The organism is Opitutia bacterium KCR 482, assembly GCA_029269845.2.
Taxonomy (GTDB): Bacteria; Verrucomicrobiota; Verrucomicrobiia; order Opitutales; family Intestinicryptomonadaceae; genus Merdousia.
Window position 1 is genome coordinate 144,363 of sequence record CP149973.1, and the last position, 17,347, is coordinate 161,709.

A 17,347-nucleotide genomic window follows, 5' to 3' on the forward strand; every position below is an offset into this window, starting at 1 on the left:
GCGGAGTCCGCGCTTAGCGTGCGCGGTATGAAAATTTTAACGTCATCACTTGTTTCGTTCATAATCGCGGCGGCATGCGCGCACGCGTTCAGCTTCGGCGAGCTTGCAAAAAACGTAAGCGAAAGCGCGATTGCGGCAAGCGCGTCGTCCAAAAACATCGAAGAGCTTAAAACAAAGCAGGAGGCAACGCTTGCCAAATACAAGAAAAGCAAGGAGGACTTCCTGAAAGGCTTCGCGGAGGTCGCGGACTCGTGCGGCGCGGAGACTTACGCAAAACAGGCAAAGGACGCGCTCGGAAAAGTCGAGGCGCAGTCGGCAAAAACGCTCGACGTGCAGGGCGCGGCGCAGCTTACCGACGAGATAATCGAAAAGACATCAAACGGCACCGCGCTGAAACTTCCCGAAGACGCGGCGGCGGCGGCAAAAACCGCGGCAAAGTCGGGCCTTGCAACAATGGGAGAGGCAATCAAGGGCGAAATGGAGGTCGGGCGCGATGTCGCGGAACTTGCCGAGAAAGTCCGCGATGTCATGAAAAACGGCACGACCGCCGAAAAAATCGCGCTCGGCTCGACGCTTTCGCCGACGCTCGAATTGGCGAAACTCGTGCCGTCGGACATCTCGAAGTCGAAGGACGCGGCGGTATCGATTGCGAAGTCGCTCAAAGAGGGCGGGGTGAAAATTCCGTCGTCGCTGGCTTCGGCAATCGGCCTTTAAATTTAGAAAAAATTTCCGATTCATTACGTCGTCCGAGGGCATTTCCGCCCAGCGGGCGACGAATTATTTGCGGATATGACTACTTTGATTTTATTAAGACACGGCGAAAGCCAATGGAACGCCGAAAACAGGTTTACGGGCTGGACGGACGTCGATTTGACGCCGAAAGGCGAGTCTGAGGCGGCTCGCGCGGGCAGGGCGATAGCCGCCGCAGGCTTGGGGTTCGCCGCCGCCTACGCGTCGGTCTTGAAGCGGGCGGTGCGGACATTGCACATCGTAGAGCGCGAGACGGGGCTTGAAGCCGTCCCCGAATACAAAACTTGGCGGCTCAACGAACGCCACTACGGAGCTTTGCAGGGGCTGAATAAGGCGGAGACTGCGGAAAAATTCGGTGCAAAGCAGGTGAAAATCTGGCGTCGAAGCTTCGACGTTCGTCCGCCACTGCTCGAACCCGACGACCCGCGCTCGCCGCGCTTCGAGCGCAAATACGCGTTTGCCGACAGGCGCGTACTGCCGCTCGGAGAGTCGCTCAAAGACGCAATCGAGCGGGTGCTGCCCGTTTGGAGCGACTTTATCGCGCCCGATTTGAAGTCGGGCAAAAACGTAATCGTCGCCGCGCACGGAAACAGCCTGCGGGGGCTGATAAAATTCATAAAAAACATCGGCGACGCCGAAATCGTCTCGCTCGAAATCCCCACTGCCGTCCCCTACGTTTTCGAGTTCGACGCCGACCTGAATTTGAAGTCGGAGCGCGTTTTGCCTTAGTTCGTTCTTGCCTTTCGGCGGCGGGTTTGAGAATATCCGCGCGTTATGGACAAAGCGGAGCTTTCGAAATTCGTGCCCATGCGCCGCTGCGAAATGGAGGCGCGGGGTTGGGACGCAATCGACATTCTGATTGTGTCGGGCGACGCATACGTTGACCACCCAAGCTTCGGGGCGTCGCTGATTGCCCGCATTCTGCTTGACGCGGGGTACAGGGTGGGAATCGTCGCCCAGCCCGACTGGAAGAATCCCGAAAGCCTCAACGAATTCGGGCGGCCGCTAATCGGTTGCGGGGTGTCGGCGGGCAACATAGACTCCATGCTCAAAATCTACACTGCGGGACGCCGCATGCGCCACGAAGACATGTACGCGCCCGACGGCAAAACGGGGCTTTGCCCGCCGCACGCGTCGGTTGTCTACTGCCAGCTTGTCAGGCGGGCGTTCCCCAAACTGCCCGTAATTCTCGGCGGCGTAGAGGCGAGCCTGCGCCGCGTTGCGCACTACGACTATTGGCAGGACAAAATCCGCCCCTCCGTCCTTGTGGACTCGAAGGCCGACCTCCTTTGCTACGGCATGGGCGAGCTTACAATGCTCGAAATTTTCGACCGCCTCAAAAACGGCAAATCCCTCGACGGCATTCGCGGAACGTGCCGCTATCTGGGCGGAACGGAGTCGGCGGGCTTCCCGCCGGAGGGCTGCGTGGAGCTGTCGTCGTTCGAGGAAATGTGCGCCGACAAAACCGCAATCATGCGCGAGACCAAGACGGTTGAGTCGGAAATGAACCCATGGAACGGCAGGCGGCTTATCCAAAAAACAAACGGAAGAATTCTGCTCATAGAACCGCCGCGCGAGCCGATGACTTCGGCGCAGTTTGACAAATTCTGCGAGCTTCCGTTCACGAACCTGCCGCATTGGAGCTACTCGGCGAAAATTCCCGCGTGGGAGATGATAAAAGACTCCATCACCGTCGTGCGCGGCTGCCCCGGGGGCTGCGCGTTCTGCGGGCTGGTGTCGCACCAAGGGCGGCACCTTGTGTCGCGGACGCCAGAAAGCGTCGTGCGAAGCGTCGAAAAGCTCTCGCGCGAGCCGTATTTCAGGGGGACGGTCAGCGACGTCGGCGGAGCCGCGGGCAACATCTACGGGCACGTTCCGCGCGACCGCGAGCTTTGCAAAAAGTGCCGCCGCTACTCGTGTATATTCCCCAACTTTTGCAAAAACTACCGCGCCGACGGCGCGCCGCTCTCGAAACTGCTCGACAAGTTGAAGTCGATTCCGAAAGTAAAACACGTTTTCGTAAATTCGGGCGTGCGCCTCGACCTCGCGCTTTTGCAACCCGAACTCACCGAAAAAATCATAGCAAACCACGTTTCGGGGCAGATTAGCGTAGCCCCCGAACACCTTTCCGACCGCGTCCTTAAACTCATGCGCAAGGGTAAGGCGGGCGAGTTCGAGGAGTTCCGCAGAATCTTCGACAAAGTGAACGGGCGCACGGGCAAAAAACAGTACATGGTGCCGTACTTCATCTCGAATTTTCCGGGGTGCACAGAGGCGGACATGAAAGTTGTCGATTCGTACCTGTCGAAATCGAACTGGAAATTGCAGCAAGTGCAGGACTTCATTCCGCTTCCGATGACGATGGGCTGCGCAATGTACTGCTCGGAAACCGCCCCCGACGGCTCGCCGATAAAAGTCAACAAGGGGCTTGCCGAACGTCGAATCCAGCGCGACATGCTCCGCAGCGGCCACAAAAAACCGAAGCGCAAATTCGGCGCAAGGTAGGGCGTTTTGCCGCTTCCTTGCTTAAAATGAATTTTAATATCAAGTATAAATCTATATGAAAAACACACTAAAATACTTAATCACAACGCTCGCCGCCGCCGCGTTCCCTCTCTGCGGATTCGCGGCGTTTACGGAAGTGAGCGTTAAAGACAAACCCGTCGTGCAGGTGCCGTTCAAGCCCTTTGCCGACGAAGCTCCGAGCCTTCTGCCGCCGAACAAAAAGTGGAAGCTCGTCTGGAACGACGAATTCAACGGCGCGGAAATCGACAAGACAAAGTGGATGTGCCGCGAGTCGTTCTGGGGGCAGGATTTCCCCGCGTTCGCGCACAATTTCGAGGGCGTCGAGATGACGGGCAAGACCGTGCGCCTACACCTGCTCCGCAAGGGCGACGACTTCTGCTCGCCGCATTTGCAGACAGGCTCGCTCACCTACGACATTCCCAAAGATTCAAAGGGCTTCTGGCCGTTCGGCAAATACCGCAAGCCGCTTTTCATGCACAAATACGGCTACTATGAAATCCGCTGCAAACAGCCCAAGAACGCGGGTTGGCACTCGGCGTTCTGGCTGCAGTCGCCGGGGATTGGCTCGACGCCGAACCCCGAAGTCTCGGGCGTCGAAACGGACATCATGGAAAACTACAAGCAAGTTTCGGAGGGGCGCATTGTCGGCGGCAACGGCTGGAACGGCTACGGCAAGGACGGCAAGTGGTTCGGGCATTTTTCGTGGGAGTACGAGGCGGACGCCGACGGCTGGTGCTATTACGGCGTCGATTGGTCGCCGAAAGGCTACACGTTCTATGCAAACGGCAAGAAAGTAGGCGAGCAAAACAGCCCCGTTTCGCACGTCGAGCAGTTTGTTCTTGTTTCGACCGAGCCGCGCGGATACCGAAACGCGCAGGGCAACGACGGCGGGCTTTCCTCCGGCTCGCGCGTTTGGGGCAAGCCCGCGCCCGAACTCTTCAAGGCGGTTTTGCCCGACTATTTCGAAGTGGACTTCGTGAGAGTCTACGACGAAGTTCCCGACAAACAATAGCCGACTTCGCGCCCCGCTTAAACTCCGCGCGGTAATTTCGGCGACGTCGAAATGTTATTGCAGAAAACGTCAATCGCAAGACCTGCCGAAAACGGAATAGGGAGCGGTCAATTCAAACCGCGCCCGCAAAACCCGCCTAAATTACGGCGGGTTTTTTTGTGGCAATTTTGCGTCGCATTTAAATCAAAGCGAAAGCGGCGGAGGAACGTTTCCCGAAAAAAACAACCCGCGCGGGAAGTGTGCCACGCAGGTTAGCTGCGACGCCGAATGCCCCTATTGCGGCTTTCGTACTCCGAAGCGGCAGGTTTCCGAAATTCGGCAGTTATCCACGTTGACCGTCCGAACCGCGTTTGTCCATGGGGAATTTTTCCCCCTTAGCAGAAGTCGGCAGGCGTCGAACGAAATGTCTTTTGCGTGCAGGACAATCAGCGCGTCTGACGTGCATTTTACTTTGCGCCAGTCGTCCATGGTCTTTATCGGGACGGGGTTTTTGCAAATCAGCGAGCCGCCCGACATGACGAAGTCGCAGTTTTTGAAAGCGACGCCGAAAATGTTTTTATGCAGGTTCGCCGCAATTATGCTCGTTCTTGTGCCCGAAAACACGCAATTCGAAAACACCACATTCCCGATTGACGAAGTTCCGCCCGCCTTGCCCCAGTTAAAGCTGTCCGACATCATGTTGAGCGGTCGGGACGCGTAGACGGATACATTCGAAATATTGATGTCGGAGATGTCAACCCCGCCGTTCGAGTGGTACGCGCCTATGAATGAAATGCCCTGAAACGATTTCTTTATCACCACGTTGTTGATTGAACAGCGTCTGATTGCCCCCGTGCCGACACCTATTCTAATGCCGTTGCAGGTGGACTGCAACACGCAGTTAGAAACGACCACATCTTCGCAGGCGGCATTTTTGTTTTTCAGGCGCGACGTTCCCGCCCGCAGTGTCAGGGCGTCGTCCTCCGTTTGGATTATGCAGTCGCTCACTGCGACGTTGCTGCAAGAGTCTATGTCGATGCCATCGTTGTTGTGTCCGCGAGGGTCGTTTTTTATCAGCAGGCGCGTGATGAAAACGTTTTTGCAGCCGTGGAAAAACGACGTCCAGAACGGGGCGTTCAAAAGCCTTACGTCGCGGACGGAAACGTTTTCGGATTCGCAAAAAAACAGCATTTGCGCGGGACGCCATTTGGGGTATTTGAATTTCGACGGGTATTTCAGCTCTTTGTTCCCCTCGACTTGAAACCAGAAGTCAAGCCCGCTGCCGTCTATTTCGCCGCCGCCGAAAATCGACACGTTTTTCACTTCGACCGCGGAAATCAAATGCGCCCCCGACGCGTGCTCCTTTTTTATGACGCTGTTTTGCGGACAGTAGTCGTCGGCGTTGTAGGCGGAAGGGTCTGTCGTAGCTTTGAGGGTTGCCGACGGCAGGATTTCAAGACCTACGTTGTCTTTAAGGTAAATCGTGCCCGAAATGAATTTTCCGCCTTCGAGCCTTACGATGCCGCCGCCGTCTTTCGCCGCGGCGTCAACCGCTTTTTGTATCGCCGAAGTGTCGATTGAAACGCCGTCGCCTTTCGCGCCGAAATTTCTGCAATTATAGATTCCGCCCGCCGCGAAAACCGAGTTCGCTGCAAAGGCAAAGAGGCAAAGCCCGATAAATTTGCCGTACGCCATAAAGCTATCCAAACGTTAAAGGTTTTGTTTTGCGCTCAAAAACAAACAGCGCGGCAATAAAACGCACCCCCGAACGGATTCGAACCGTTGTCGCCTGAATGAGGTTCAGGAGTCCTAACCACTAGACGAAGGGGGCAGTTTCAATTTAAAGTTCGTATTATCTTCGACGTTCCCGCAGTTTGTCAAGCGTTTTTGTGCGCCGAATGCATTTTGGTGCGCATTCGGACGGATATTTTCACAAAAAACTTGAACGCCGTTCCGACGCGCTATTTTCTGTGTCTGTTATAAAGTGGAAAAACAAAAAGACAGTTCGTGGCTCGATTCGTTTGCGTGGCTGTGCGCGGCGGCGGCGTTTTCGCCCGCGGCGTACTGGCTGTATCTTGCGCTGTCGAAAAGCGGGCAGCTGCGCGACGCGGTCGTAGTGCTTGCGACTGCTCTTGCGGTGCTTGCAATAGAATACAAAATACGCCCGCACAAGCCCGCGTTTTCGGGCGACTCGGCTTGCTGGCTTGCGGGCGGCTACGCGGCGATTTTCTCCGCAAAATATTTCGGGGCGGCTGGGGCGATTGTGTCGCTTGCGGGTTTTTGCGCGGCGATTGTAGCCCTCGGTCTTGCGTGTTTCGACAGGCGCAGGTACGTCTACGCGGGCGGCGGCGCGTTTTTCGTCTTCGTGCTGCTTTCGTTTTTCCTAAGGGCGTTCGACCTGCCGCTGCGGATTCTGGCGGGCAGGCTTTCGGCGCGGATTCTCTCGCTTTTCAACGATTCCGTAGCGCTGGTTTCCTACGGCGGAGAGTCGGCGCAGATAGGTCTGCGGGCGGGCGGCAGAAGCTACCTTGTGGCGACGGAATGCAACGGCTTCGGGATAATCGCAGGTTGCGTGCTTTTGTCGGTAGTCTGCGCGATTTTCGCAAAAAACGTTTCCGTCTGGAAGCGCGTCGGGGCGGTCGCGCTTGCGGGGATTTTTGCTTATTTGGTAAATTCGCTCAGAATCGTCGCGATAGTTTCGCTTGCGCCGTTCGTTTCCGACTACCATTTCATGCACGAAACCGTGGGCTACATATTTTTTGCGTCCGCGCTGCTTGCCGTATGGACGTTCTCGCGCAAGTTGTAGAAAGGGGGGAGGGGCGTTTTTTGCGTCAAATATTTGTTGATATTTGCGCCTTGTTGTATTGATATTTCCGCCGACAAATAATCGGAGCTTTGTCCGCAAACCTTATAAAATATGGACTCCCATTCCTCGACCCTTTTATTGAAAGACTTGGCGATAATCGTAGTTTCGGCGACGGTTTCGATGCGCATCTTTTCGATGCTGAAACTCCCGCTGCTGCTGGGGTTCATAATCGTAGGCATTCTGCTTGCGCCCGTCAGCGGGCTGATTTCCTCCGCGGGCGACATCGCAGAACTCGGCGAACTCGGCGTGATGTTCATGATGTTTTTTGTCGGCATGGAGTTCAACCTCGAACGCCTGAAAAAGGTTTTTGCGCCGAGCGTCTTGGGCATCGCGTTCCAAATCGGAGCGATGGGCGTGCTCGGCATGATTGCGGCGGGGCTGATGGGGCTTTCGAAAATCGACGGCGTGTTTTTGGGCGGCGTGCTGGCGATGAGCTCGACAATCGTAATCGTCGAAATTTTCACCCAAAAGCGCGACCTCTCCAAGCTGTACGCGCAAATCGCGATAGGCATTCTCATTATAGAGGATATTTTTGCTGTGTTTTTGCTCGTCGTGCTTTCGGGACTGTCGTCGGGCACGCTACCGTCGGGAATGGAGCTGCTACGCTCGACCATCGCGTTGCTAAGCTTCATGATAACGATTTTCGTTGCGGGCAAGCTGTTTATTCCCAAGTTGCTGCGCAAATTCGCCGTCAGCGGAAACCAGCAGGAGATGATAATGCTCATTTTCTGCCTGATTATGGGCTTGGGCGAACTTGCCGAGCTTTCGAATTTGTCGCTTTCGCTCGGCGCGTTCATGGCGGGTTCGATTATATCGGGTTCGGACGTTTCGCGGCGGGTTGAGCACATTACCGACCCGTTCAGAAACCTGTTCGTTGCGCTGTTTTTTGTGTCGATTGGCACTCAGATTAACCCGCATTTGATTCTCGAACTCTGGTTGCCGATTGTCCTGATTTCCGTCTGCGTAATCGTGTTCCAGACTCTCGCGTGCTTCTGCGGAATAGTGCTCGGCGGCGTGAGGTGCCGCGACGCTTATTTGGCGGCAATCAACAAGGCGCAAATCGGCGAATTCAGCTTTGTCATCGCGGGCTTGGGGATTTCGAGCGGCGTGATGGATTCTTCGATTATGGCGATTGCCATGGGGGTGTCGTTCCTGACGGTGTTTTTGAACCCGCTTGTGGCGGGGCAGTCGGAGCGCGTCATGAGGGCGGCGCATGCCGTCGCGCCGAAGAAGTTTCTCGACTTTTTGGAGGTTTACAGGCGTTCGGTCGGCTCGCTTTCGAAATCGACTTCGGGCAATTCGAAGCTTGCGGCGTTTCTGCCGAACATCGGCGCGATATTCGTCTACACGCTCATGTTCAGCGCGTTGATGTTTGTTGCCGCGCACTTTGCCGACATCGTAAAAAGCGAGGACACTCCGTATCCCGACTGGATTGCGTTCGGAATCTGGGTGGCGGCGGCGGCGTTGTCGGTGCCGATGCTCGCGGGCATTTTGAAGTCGTCGAGCGCGTGCGCGGCGAAAATCGTCGACGGCGTGGACGCGCACTACGGGCTTGCGTCGGGCGCGGGCGGCAAACTCCACGCGCTTTTGCGCGGCGTGTTTTCGGCGTTTATCATGCTTGCGTTCGCCGTGGTGTACTTTGCGTTTGTGTTCAATTTTCTGCCAATCGGCAACGCCCTCGCGCTCTTCGGCGGGACGGTCGCGCTGATGGCTTTGTTCTTCCGCAAAATGATGTCGAATTTCAGGCATTCGATGGAGGGCAAGTTTGCGACGGTTTTGAAGCGGCATCTTGAAAACGCCGAGCACAACAAGCGCGAGCTGTTAATCGACAACGTTCGCGCAAGCCACAACTGGGCGAAGAGCGTCTCGGAGGTCGAAATCGGCGAATTTTCCGACGCCGCGGGCAAGACCGTCGGCGAGCTTGCCGTAAGGCGTCGGACGGGCGCGGAAATTGCGGCGGTCAAGCGCGGCGCGTTCTCGATTTACGACATTGCCGCCGACACCCGCCTTTATCCCGACGACATCGTGATTCTCTGCGGCGCGGAAAGCCAGCTTGTCGAGGCTGAGAAAATCCTCACGCGCCCCGCGGAAATTTCCGGCGACATTTCCGAAAATTCGGGAGGCGCGGCGCGGCTTGCCGATTTTGAAGTGTCGGAAAAATCGGGGCTTGTCGGCAAAAATCTGCGCGAGCTTGCCTTGCCCAAGAATTTCGGAATAAAGGTGATGGGCGTTTTATGCGAGGGCGACGTAGAGTCTACACAGCCCGATCCCAACAGGGCGTTTGTAGCGGGCGACAGGCTTCTTTGCATGGGCACAAGCGCCGCGTTCAACCGCATTGCCCACGAGCTTAAACTTGCCGAAATTGCAGAATAGGGCGCAACGCCCCCGCGCGGATTGCGTTTTGCCGATTTCTGCGCGAGCCGCGCAAAATAGGAAGCTTGCCGGAGCGCAACGCCCGCGCGGCGGCTTGCGCTAAGGGGTCTTTTTAGGCTCTTTCCAGAGGACTGTTTCGCCGAGGGCAAGCGTCTTTTTCAAGTCTATTATCCGCTGGTTTGACGAGCCTCTGTACGCAAGCGAGATGTCTTTGAGACTTTCGACAAACGGACCGTCAACCAAAATGTCGATGTTCGCAAGAAGTTCGTCGGTCGCCTCGCAATGCGCTCGCCCCGCGAGAATGTCGCGTTCAAGCACGCAGCCGCTGTACGCCCAAATCGTTTTTTGCGGAAACGCCTTTTTTACGCGCCTTACAAGCGGCAGAAGGGCGCGTTGGTTTTCGGGTTCAAACGGCTCGCCTCCGAGCAGCGAAAGCCCCGTCAAATGGGGCGGTTCGAGCAGTTTCAGGATTTTCTCCGCCGCGTTTTCGTCGAAAGGCTTTCCGTAGGAGAAATCCCAAGTTTTCGGGTTGAAGCAACATCTGCAATGGTTGCGGCAACCCGACACGAACAACGAAACCCTGATACCCTCGCCGTTTGCGATGTCGAGTGGTTTAATTTCGCCGTAGTTCATTGCGGAAAGCCCTGCGCCGCGCCCTTAGAGGTGCAGGACGCGCTCGCGGATTTCCTGCGTGCGTCCCTGATTCCAGAACTGCGTGCCGATATATCCGCATGTGCGGCGGGCGACGTTCATTTTGCTTTCGTCGGTATTGCCGCATTTGGGGCAACGCCAGATAAGCTTGCCGTCTTCGTCCTTGACGATTTCTATTTCGCCGTCGAAGCCGCAGACTTGGCAGTAGTCGCTCTTTGTGTTCAGCTCCGCATACATGATGTTGTCGTAGATATATCTTATGACAAGCAGTACGGCGGGAATGTTGTTTTGCATGTTCGGCACTTCGACATAGCTGATTGCCCCTCCCGGCGAAAGCGTCTGGAACTTTGATTCGAGCGAAAGTTTCGCGAACGCGTCTATTGGTTCGGTTACATGCACATGGTAGCTGTTTGTGATGTAGTTTTTGTCGCTGACGCCTTCGATTACGCCGAAGCGGCGTTGGAGTGCCTTTGCAAATTTGTATGTGGTGCTTTCAAGCGGCGTGCCGTAGAGAGAGTAGTCTATATTTTCGGCTTCCCTCCACTTTTTAGTGTACTCGTTGAGCTTGCGCATGATTTCCAAGCCGAGGGCTTCGCCTTCGGGGTCGGTGAGCTTCTTTTTGATGAGGCTGAACACGCATTCCCAAAGCCCCGCGTAGCCGAGCGAGAGCGTCGAGTAGCCGCCGTGCAGGTACTTGTCTATCTTCTCTCCCTTTTTCAGGCGCAAAAGCGCGCCGTGTTGCCAAAGGATAGGTGCGGCGTCGGAAAGCGTTCCGCTGAGTCGTTCGTGGCGGCATTGGAGCGCGCGATGGCAGAGATCCATGCGTTCGTCGAAAATCCGCCAGAAAGCGTCCATGTCGCCTTTTGCCGAAAGCCCGATGTCGGGCAGGTTGACGGTGACCACCCCCTGGTTGAAGCGTCCGTAGTATTTCGGCTTGCCGTTTTCGTCGACGTAGGGCGTGAGGAAACTGCGGCAGCCCATGCAGGTGTAGCAGTGCCCCTCGCCGTTCTTGTCGATTTTGTTGCGGAGCATGATTTTCTCCGAAATGTAGTCGGGCACGAGGCGTTTTGCAGTGCATTTTGCCGCAAGCTCTGTGAGGTAGTAGTAGGGCGAATCGGGGTTGATGTTGTCCTCTTCGAGAACGTAGATAAGCTTGGGGAACGCGGGCGTGATGTATGTGCCAGCTTCGTTCTTGACGCCCTGATAACGCTGTTTTAGAACCTCCTCTATGATTATCGCCAAGTCCGCCTTTTCGCGTTCGTTGCGGGCTTCGCCGAGGTACATGAAGACCGTCACAAACGGCGCCTGTCCGTTTGTTGTCATCAGTGTTACAACCTGATACTGGATTGTCTGCACGCCGCGCGCAACTTCCTCGCGCACGCGCTGTTCGAGAATTTTCGAAAGGTGCTTTTCCGAAACTTTTGCACCCGTTTCCGCGAACTCCTCTTCAAGCTCCTTTCGGATTCTTTCGCGCGAGACTTCCACAAACGGCGCAAGGTGCGTGAGCGTAATGCTCTGCCCGCCGTACTGGTTGCTTGCCACCTGCGCGATAATCTGCGTTGCGATATTGCACGCCGTCGAAAAACTGCGCGGCCTGTCAATCATCGTGCCCGAAATTACCGTGCCGTTTTGGAGCATGTCTTCGAGGTTCACGAGGTCGCAGTTGTGCATGTGCTGCGCAAAGTAGTCCATGTCGTGGAAGTGGATAATCCCCGAATTGTGCGCTTCGACGATATCCTGCGGCAGAAGGATTCTCGACGCGATGTCCTTGGAGACTTCGCCCGCCATGTAGTCGCGCTGTACGCTGTTGATGGTGGGGTTCTTGTTGGAGTTCTCCTGCTTGATGTCCTCGTTGTTGCATTCGATGAGCGTGAGAATGCGCTCGTCGGTGCTGTTGGAGCGGCGGACGAGACTGCGGACGTAGCGGTAGGTGATGTATTTTTTCGCCACTTCGAACGCGCCCGCCTTCATAATGCGCGTTTCCACGATGTCCTGAATTTCCTCGACGGTCAAGGCTCTGTCTCGGGCGGCTGCGATGCCTTCGATGAAGTCTGCAATTTCCCTGATTTGTTCCGATGTGAGCGCCGAGTTGAAGTCTACCGTCTGGTTCGCCTTTGTGATGGCGTTTACGATTTTGTTGACGTCGAACACGGCCTCCGCGCCGCTTCTCTTTAAGATTTTCATTTTTATTCCTTGTTGGTTGGTAGCTTGTCGGTTGTGTCCGCGCGTTTTTGCGCGCGGGGTTCAATGGGTGTTTTCCGTTCGGCAAAAGCCCGCTTTGTCGGAAATTTTTTCGGCGCGTTCGACGCGTTTTTTTTCGATTCCCGTATTTTTTGAAGTCCATTCAAAGCAAATAGGGAACACACGCAAGCGATTTTTTTAAGTTTTTTGCAATGCTTTGAATATCCGCCTATTATTTGCTTTTATTTGAACGGCTTTACATTATCCGAAAGCGGCGTTTTTTTTACGCCGAAAGCGCAAACTCCGCAGTCGAATTTACTTCCGCCCGCTTTTTGAAAAACGGCGGGGTTTTGGGACGCATTTGCGCCCGCGCGGACGCCCGAAAATGCTATGGTCCGAGGAACTCGGCGACCAGCTCTTTTACCGCAATTTCGGTGTCGGGCGCGACCAAAACGTCGGAGACTGCCACAATGCGTTCCGCGCCCGCCGACCTTACCGCCCGCGCCGTTTTTTTGTTCACGCCGCCGATTGCAAACCACGGCAGAAAGGATTTTTTGCCCGCAACGTATTCCACAAGCCCAAGCCCGACGGGTTTGCGCCCCGGCTTTGTGTTTGTGGCGTAGACGGGGCCCACCGCGAAATAGTCGAGAATGACGCGCAGTTCGTCGGCGGCGTCCGCCTGTTCGGGCGAGTGGGTTGAAAGTCCGAGAACGCGGTTTTTGCCTATGAGTTTGCGGGCTTCGCGCGGGGGCATGTCGTCCTGCCCGACGTGCAGACCCGCGTTGGGAATGAGCCGGCAGATTTCGGCGGCGAGTTCGGGGGAGTCGTTAATAATGAAAAACGGGGCGTTTGCGGTCTTGAAAAGCGGGAGGATTTCAAGCGCAAGTTCGCGCTTTTCCGCCTCGCTCTCCTTTTTTGCCCTCAGTTGGACGATTTTCGCGCCCGACGCCAGCAGTTGGCGGCATTTTTCGAAAATGTTTTCCCGCGCGACGTAGCCCGTGTCGAGGATTCCGTAAAAAGTCGCGTTCCTCAGTTGGTCGGAAAGCTCTGCCATTAATTGTCCGATTCGTCTTTTTTGATGTCTTCGCCCGAATTGAAAACGGTGTCGGAAACAGACAGGACGTCGTCGTCTTTGATGTCGGGGGCGGGGGGCAGGAATTTTGTTGCGGGCTTGTAGATTAGCCCTTTGAAGCCCGTCACGCGCACGTCTATTCTGCCGAGCTTTTCCACGCCCAAGTGTTCGCGGAAAGCGGAAGTCAACGCCGACTGGATTTCGCTTGTGGCGTCGGTGAGCTTCTGTCCGGATTCGAGTTTTAGGGCGACGTTCATGCAGAGTTTGCCGCGCTTTGTGTAGATTGAGACGTCGGGGCGGTTGAGCGCGCCGAGGCTATAACAGACGCTTTGCACAAGCTCGTCGAGAGCCTTGCGCGAAACTTCGACGACCCCCGCGCGGTTGTCGAAAAGCCTAATCGGCTTGCGGAAATTCTTGATTTTGCGGTAGAGCACAAGCAGGACGAACGCCGCGAGCGCGCCGCCGAGCATTTCGGGCGCGTAGGGTTGTTCCCATGCGGTTTTCACCAGTTTGATTGCGTTTTCAATCCATTCTCCCGCGGTTTTGATGTAGGCGTCGATATTGTCCATTTTTATTCCTTAATTACGGTTATTTAAGAGTCGGAATCGTTTTTTTTCAAGTTTATTTGTCGAAGGAGAGGTCGTCGGGCCACTCGCGCGTGTGCCCGTCGGCGGCGTTCTTTTTGCAGGCGTCGAGCAGGCAGGGCTCGCCGAATATTATATCGCGCGACGGGTCGGTATTGTTAAAGATTTTCCAGAGAATTTTCGAGTTGTCGGAAATATCGACTTCCGGGTCGAAAATGGCGGCGACCTTGAAATGTTCGGCGAGGTCGGGCGCGTGTTTGAGCTTCTCCAAAATGTCTCTCCCGCGAGACTCTCCCTTTTTCACCGCGACCGCGCAGAAGAAATCGCGCGCGCAGAGCCTGTCGAACTGCGGAAGTTCGGCTTTCAGGTACGCCCCGATTTTCGCGACTGACGATTCGTCGGCGGGCGAAAGTTTTTTCACGCTTCGGGGGGCTTCGCCGTCGGTTCTTTCGGTGAGGTCGATTGCGATTTTCGCGCCGTGAAGCGGGTTTGGCGCGGAGTGGTCGAGCGCGTCGAGAACTCCGCTTGAAATCATAGCGTCCGACTTCGGGTCGAAGCTTTCCACGAATTTGCGCCAGACCGCCCGCAGGTCGGACGGGTCCACGCTTTCGTCAACCACCGTGAGCGATTTGCAGAAGCTCATCTGCCCCTGTCCCCACAGCCCCGACGCCAGTTTCTGCGCGTGCGCGGGGAATTCCTTTTCAATGGAGACTACCGCGATGTTGTGGAAAACCCCCTCCCACGGCAGGAAATATTCTTTGATTTCGGGCATGACGGTTTTCAGCAGCGGCAGGAAAACGCGCTCCGTGGCTTTTGCCATGTAGCAGTCTTCCATTGGCGGCGGGCCGACGAGCGTTGCGCAGTAAATGGGCTTTTCCTTTCGGGTGATTGCCGTGAGGTGGAAGACGGGATACATGTCGGCGAGGGAGTAGTAGCCCGTGTGGTCTCCGAACGGGCCTTCGAGCCGCCGCTCGTCGCAGTCCACATAGCCTTCGAGAACGAACTCGGCGTCGGCGGGAACTTCCATGTCCACCGAGATGCACTTTGCCATCGGCACGCCTTTTTTGCGGAAGAAGCCCGCCAGAAGAAGCTCGTCTATTCCGCGCGGCATGGGGGCTGTCGCCGCGTAGATTGTGGCGGGGTCGGCTCCGATTGCGACCGCCACGGGCATGCGTTTTTTCGCTTTTGCGTACTCTTTGAAAAAGTGCGAGCCGTCTTTGTGGACATGCCAGTGCATGCCCGTAGTGTCGGCGTCGTAGACTTGCAGTCGGTACATGCCCAGATTCCGCTTTTTGCCGTCGGGCGACTTCGTGAAAACGAGCGGAAGGGTGATGAATCTGCCGCCGTCGTGCGGCCAGCATTTCAGCACGGGGATTTCGGAAAGGTCGATGTCTTTGCCCGTTTTTACGACCTCCTGACACGGCGGGCAGCCTCGGAATTTCCTGGGCAGAATGCGGGCGAGCGGGAGCGTCTTTTTTGCCAAGTCCCAAAAGTCGGCAAAGGATTTCGGCGGGTTTGCCTCCGTAAGCTCGGCGATTTCTCGACCCGCGTCGGCGAGCCTTTCGATTCCGAGAGCCGCCGACATGCGCCTGTCGCTGCCGAAAAGGTTGACCGCTACGGGGAAGGACTTTCTGCCGTTGTCCACCACGTTTTCGAAAAGCAGAGCCTTGCCGCCGTCGGGCTTTTTCGATTCGGCGTCGGCGTATTTCGAGATTTCAACAATCGGCGAAACCTCGTCTTTTATGCGCACGAGTTCCCCCGCCGCGTCGAGCATGTCGATAAATTCGGATATGTTTTTGTAGGATTTTTTCACAGTCCCCACTCCCTTATGAACGTTTGTTTGAAGCCCATCGCCTGCACGATTCGCGCGGCGATTGTGTCGGCGATGTCGTCGGCGGTTTTCGGTTTTCCGTAGAACGACACGCACGGCGGAAGCACCGTAGCCCCCGCAAGAAAAAGCGTTTCCATGTTGCGGATATGCGAGAGCGCAAGCGGCGTCTCGCGCGGGCAGACAACCAGCCTGCGGCGTTCCTTCAAGGCGACTTCCGCCGCGCGTACAATCAGGTTGTCGGCGATTCCGCACGCGAGCTTTCCGAGGGTTTTCATCGAGCACGGCGCGATTGCCATTGCGTCGAATAAAAACGAGCCGCTCGCGGGAGGCGCGCGGAAATTGCACTCGTCGAAAAATTTTACCGTCCGAGCGGACACTCCGAGCCGTTCGAGAGCTGCGGCGGCGTCGGACGCGCCGTCGATTTCGTCGGGTATGATTTCCGCGGCGGCGTCGCTTACAATGCAGTATACTTCGGCGGCGGCGCGGACGAGCATCGCCGCAGTCCGTATCCCGATTGTCGCGCCCGAAGCCCCCGTAATCGCCACGACCGCGCGTTTTTTTTGTGCGCTATCCATGTCGAAAAATTATGTTGGAAAGCGTTCCCGCGAAAATCAGCGCGGAAATCGAAACGCTTTCGTAGAAGAAAACGAGCTGGGTTTTAGCCTCGCCGAATTTCGTAATCGCGTAGATTCCGTAGGCATACATGGCGGCGATTGCCGCAACGCATGCGTAGTAAACCCAGTTCAATCCGAAGAGAACGCCCGTCGCCGCAAGGCACGCCGCCGCCGCCGCGAACGAAACCGACGCAATGCGGAGCGTGTTTTTGCGCCCGAACCTCGCGGGCACGGAATGCAGGTTGTGGGCGATGTCGAACTTTTCGTCCTGCAAGGCGTAGATGAGGTCGAATGCGGAAATGTTGAAAAACAGGGCGAAGCCGAGAGCCAGAATGCGCGGGTCGAGGGAGTCCGTCGCCGCAATCCACGCGCCTATCGGCGCGAGCGCGAGCGCGGCCCCCAAGATGTAGTGCGCCGCGCAGGTGAAGCGTTTTGCGTACGAGTACCCCAGCAGCACGACGAGCGCGGGGAACGACAGCCAAAAGCACAGCCGGTTTATCATCGCCGCGGAAAGCGAAAAGACCGCTACCGAAATCGCCGTAAAAACCGCGGCGTCTCGCACGGAGATTTCGCCCGTGGCGGTGGGGCGGTTTGCGGTGCGCGGGTTGAGAATGTCGAACTTTCGGTCTGCGATTCTGTTGAAGCCCATCGTCGCCGACCTCGCCGCCGCGAACGCAACGACCGTCCAAAATATTTTGCCCGCCCCGAAGCCGAAGCCCGCCAAATGCGCCAAACACAACGCCGAAAGCGCGAACGGAAGCGCGAACAGAGTGTGCCCGAGCTTTATCATTTCGGCGTAAATCTTTGCGGATTTAAAGAAATTCATTGTATCCATCTTTGCGTTTTCGGAAAAAATCGCAAACCAAAAGTGGCGGACGTCCGCCCGAAGCCGCCGCCGAGCCGCCCGC

14 protein-coding genes and 1 tRNA gene are annotated in these 17,347 nt (G+C 56.2%); 6 read left to right on the forward strand and 9 right to left on the reverse strand.

The window, feature by feature from the left end:
* Positions 1–27 precede the first annotated feature (27 nt).
* The 4 genes from P3B99_000610 to P3B99_000625 all read left to right on the forward strand — a co-directional run bounded on the left by P3B99_000610 (position 28) and on the right by P3B99_000625 (position 4,288).
* Positions 28–714 (forward strand): hypothetical protein, encoded by a 687-nt coding sequence (locus tag P3B99_000610; protein WYJ07631.1) that lies wholly within the window; start codon positions 28–30, stop codon positions 712–714.
* A 75-nt stretch (positions 715–789) separates the two neighbouring features.
* Positions 790–1,479: a 2,3-diphosphoglycerate-dependent phosphoglycerate mutase gene (gene gpmA / locus P3B99_000615; GenBank protein WYJ07632.1), complete on the forward strand. Its 690-nt coding sequence runs from the start codon at positions 790–792 to the stop codon at positions 1,477–1,479.
* A gap of 45 nt (positions 1,480–1,524) precedes the next feature.
* The gene (locus P3B99_000620) at positions 1,525–3,255 is read left to right on the forward strand and encodes a YgiQ family radical SAM protein (protein ID WYJ07633.1); all 1,731 of its coding nucleotides are present in this window, start codon (positions 1,525–1,527) and stop codon (positions 3,253–3,255) included.
* Between the two features lie 55 nt (positions 3,256–3,310).
* Positions 3,311–4,288, forward strand: a complete 978-nt coding sequence (locus P3B99_000625; protein ID WYJ07634.1) for a glycoside hydrolase family 16 protein — start codon at positions 3,311–3,313, stop codon at positions 4,286–4,288.
* Positions 4,289–4,561: 273 nt separating this feature from the next.
* Here P3B99_000625 and P3B99_000630 read toward each other — a convergent pair whose 3' ends face one another.
* Together P3B99_000630 and P3B99_000635 are read right to left on the reverse strand one after the other, a co-directional pair.
* Positions 4,562–5,962: a glycosyl hydrolase family 28 protein gene (locus tag P3B99_000630; GenBank protein WYJ07635.1), complete on the reverse strand. Its 1,401-nt coding sequence runs from the start codon at positions 5,960–5,962 to the stop codon at positions 4,562–4,564.
* A 64-nt stretch (positions 5,963–6,026) separates the two neighbouring features.
* A tRNA-Glu gene (locus tag P3B99_000635) sits at positions 6,027–6,098 on the reverse strand.
* A gap of 153 nt (positions 6,099–6,251) precedes the next feature.
* Here P3B99_000635 and P3B99_000640 point away from each other — a divergent pair.
* Together P3B99_000640 and P3B99_000645 are read left to right on the forward strand one after the other, a co-directional pair.
* Complete coding sequence (locus P3B99_000640; GenBank protein WYJ07636.1) at positions 6,252–7,073, forward strand: archaeosortase/exosortase family protein; 822 nt, start codon at positions 6,252–6,254, stop codon at positions 7,071–7,073.
* A 111-nt stretch (positions 7,074–7,184) separates the two neighbouring features.
* On the forward strand, positions 7,185–9,506 hold the full coding sequence (locus P3B99_000645) for a cation:proton antiporter (protein ID WYJ07637.1): 2,322 nt from the start codon (positions 7,185–7,187) through the stop codon (positions 9,504–9,506).
* 99 nt (positions 9,507–9,605) lie between these two features.
* Here P3B99_000645 and nrdG read toward each other — a convergent pair whose 3' ends face one another.
* The 7 genes from nrdG to P3B99_000680 all read right to left on the reverse strand — a co-directional run bounded on the left by nrdG (position 9,606) and on the right by P3B99_000680 (position 17,265).
* On the reverse strand, positions 9,606–10,139 hold the full coding sequence (gene nrdG, locus P3B99_000650; GenBank protein ID WYJ07638.1) for an anaerobic ribonucleoside-triphosphate reductase activating protein: 534 nt from the start codon (positions 10,137–10,139) through the stop codon (positions 9,606–9,608).
* 24 nt (positions 10,140–10,163) lie between these two features.
* Positions 10,164–12,341, reverse strand: a complete 2,178-nt coding sequence (gene nrdD / locus P3B99_000655; GenBank protein WYJ07639.1) for an anaerobic ribonucleoside-triphosphate reductase — start codon at positions 12,339–12,341, stop codon at positions 10,164–10,166.
* A gap of 385 nt (positions 12,342–12,726) precedes the next feature.
* Positions 12,727–13,392: a thiamine phosphate synthase gene (gene thiE, locus P3B99_000660; GenBank protein ID WYJ07640.1), complete on the reverse strand. Its 666-nt coding sequence runs from the start codon at positions 13,390–13,392 to the stop codon at positions 12,727–12,729.
* Complete coding sequence (locus P3B99_000665) at positions 13,392–13,979, reverse strand: hypothetical protein (protein WYJ07641.1); 588 nt, start codon at positions 13,977–13,979, stop codon at positions 13,392–13,394. The genes thiE and P3B99_000665 overlap by 1 nt, the downstream gene beginning before the upstream one ends.
* Positions 13,980–14,031: 52 nt before the next feature.
* The gene (locus tag P3B99_000670) at positions 14,032–15,807 is read right to left on the reverse strand and encodes a menaquinone biosynthesis decarboxylase (GenBank protein WYJ07642.1); all 1,776 of its coding nucleotides are present in this window, start codon (positions 15,805–15,807) and stop codon (positions 14,032–14,034) included.
* Positions 15,804–16,400, reverse strand: coding sequence for a UbiX family flavin prenyltransferase (locus P3B99_000675; GenBank protein WYJ07643.1), 597 nt, complete (start codon positions 16,398–16,400; stop codon positions 15,804–15,806). Before P3B99_000675 ends, P3B99_000670 begins: the two co-directional genes overlap by 4 nt.
* A complete protein-coding gene (locus P3B99_000680; GenBank protein ID WYJ07644.1) occupies positions 16,393–17,265 on the reverse strand; it encodes a UbiA-like polyprenyltransferase in 873 nt (290 codons plus the stop codon). The genes P3B99_000675 and P3B99_000680 overlap by 8 nt, the downstream gene beginning before the upstream one ends.
* Positions 17,266–17,347 lie beyond the last annotated feature (82 nt).

Excerpts from the sequence above, each read along its gene's own strand:
- P3B99_000610 (WYJ07631.1), top strand. The coding sequence starts at position 28 with ATGAAAATTTTAACGTCATCACTTGTTTCGTTCATAATCGCGGCGGCA.
- gpmA (WYJ07632.1), top strand. The coding sequence starts at position 790 with ATGACTACTTTGATTTTATTAAGACACGGCGAAAGCCAATGGAACGCC.
- P3B99_000620 (WYJ07633.1), top strand. The coding sequence starts at position 1,525 with ATGGACAAAGCGGAGCTTTCGAAATTCGTGCCCATGCGCCGCTGCGAA.
- P3B99_000625 (WYJ07634.1), top strand. The coding sequence starts at position 3,311 with ATGAAAAACACACTAAAATACTTAATCACAACGCTCGCCGCCGCCGCG.
- P3B99_000630 (WYJ07635.1), bottom strand. The coding sequence starts at position 5,962 with ATGGCGTACGGCAAATTTATCGGGCTTTGCCTCTTTGCCTTTGCAGCG.
- P3B99_000645 (WYJ07637.1), top strand. The coding sequence starts at position 7,185 with ATGGACTCCCATTCCTCGACCCTTTTATTGAAAGACTTGGCGATAATC.
- nrdG (WYJ07638.1), bottom strand. The coding sequence starts at position 10,139 with ATGAACTACGGCGAAATTAAACCACTCGACATCGCAAACGGCGAGGGT.
- nrdD (WYJ07639.1), bottom strand. The coding sequence starts at position 12,341 with ATGAAAATCTTAAAGAGAAGCGGCGCGGAGGCCGTGTTCGACGTCAAC.
- thiE (WYJ07640.1), bottom strand. The coding sequence starts at position 13,392 with ATGGCAGAGCTTTCCGACCAACTGAGGAACGCGACTTTTTACGGAATC.
- P3B99_000665 (WYJ07641.1), bottom strand. The coding sequence starts at position 13,979 with ATGGACAATATCGACGCCTACATCAAAACCGCGGGAGAATGGATTGAA.
- P3B99_000675 (WYJ07643.1), bottom strand. The coding sequence starts at position 16,400 with ATGGATAGCGCACAAAAAAAACGCGCGGTCGTGGCGATTACGGGGGCT.
- P3B99_000680 (WYJ07644.1), bottom strand. The coding sequence starts at position 17,265 with ATGAATTTCTTTAAATCCGCAAAGATTTACGCCGAAATGATAAAGCTC.